Genomic DNA, 1,233 nt, shown 5'->3' with positions numbered 1-1,233 from the left:
CCCCGGTGAGGATATGAACATTGTGATTAAGCTTCACCGTCACTGTCTGGAGAATAAAATCCCGTATCGGGTGGCCTTTTGCCCGGATGCTGTCTGTTGGACCCAAGCGCCTGATTCGTACCGGATCTTGAGCAGTCAGCGCAAGCGCTGGGGGCGGGGAAATCTGAAAAATATGATTGAAGAAGGCATTTACATGGTGCTGCGCCCGAAATACAAAATCTTCGGGATGCTGACAATTCCCTATAACATCATTTTTGAAACGTTGAACCCGTATTTCCGCCTTAGCGGCCTGTTGGCCATATTGGGCTACTGGTTGCTGAATATGACGGATTGGCACACGGTCGTCATTTTTTCGCTAGTCAATTTGTTTTCCTGTTTTGCTTTAAGCCTGGGGGCCTTGTTTATTGAAGAGACGGCCTTCAGCCGGTATCCCAAGCTGCGCGACTTGAACAAAATGCTCTTATTCTCGCTCTTAATGTTCGCGGGGTATCGGCAAATCGGTGTTTGGTGGAGGTTAAACGGACACGTCCAATTCCTTCGCAATAACAACTCGTGGGGAACGATGGTCCGCACCAATTTTAATAAATAAACAAAGACAAGAGGAGTGGAGAAGATGGCGGTATTAGCGCACGATCCGATTCAAGAAGCAATGTTGCAAGTAGCAGAAAAAGTCCAGGCTTCCTTTGAAAAGGGTACGCCATGCGGGATGATCCTTGCGCCATGCGCAGCGGTAGGCCCGAAGCTGCTTGAACAAGTGCAGTCCTATGTGAGCGGTTTTGAGCCGGAGGTCCCCTTTCAATGCTTCTACTTGGATGCCAGCGGCCTTATCGGCATTGTTCTGCCCGGGCAAAAGCTGATCAACACCCATTACGCCTCGCTCGTGCTCAAAGAGTTCGTGGAACAGCAGCATGTGCTCGAGGGTCAGATGGTCGTCGCGAGCTTTCCGGAGAGTGGCGAGCTGACGGAACAGTCGATTTCCCAACTGCTCCAGACGACACTGCAAGGGAAAGGGGAGAGCCGAGATATTCACCTGTTCATGAACCATGGGGTTCAGCAGGGGACCATTACCTCGATTCTCATCGCCGATCCGGACGAGGTGAGCAGAGAGTTTGTCAAGCTGCGGCTGGAGATTAACGGTTACAAGGTTGAAGAGGCGAAGGATGGCAGTGAAGCACTCGAAAAATTTGAGAAATCCATGCCTGACTTGGTCATTACGGAGCTGAACCTGCCGAT

General features: G+C 50.9%; 2 protein-coding genes. Both read left to right on the top strand.

Going from position 1 to position 1,233, the window contains the following annotated elements; translation table 11 throughout:
* Nucleotides 1-589, top strand: a 589-nt coding sequence (locus tag EJQ19_RS31100; protein WP_164716854.1) for a glycosyltransferase family 2 protein, incomplete at its 5' end; no start/stop codon positions are given.
* Between the two features lie 24 nt (nucleotides 590-613).
* Nucleotides 614-1,233: response regulator (locus tag EJQ19_RS31095; protein ID WP_164716852.1), on the top strand; the 620-nt coding region annotated here is incomplete at its 3' end.

This window comes from Paenibacillus whitsoniae, assembly GCF_003955665.1.
Classification (GTDB): Bacteria; Bacillota; Bacilli; order Paenibacillales; family NBRC-103111; genus Paenibacillus_E; species Paenibacillus_E whitsoniae.
Note: the sequence above shows the minus strand (reverse complement) of the source record. Positions and strands in the feature narration are given on the sequence as shown.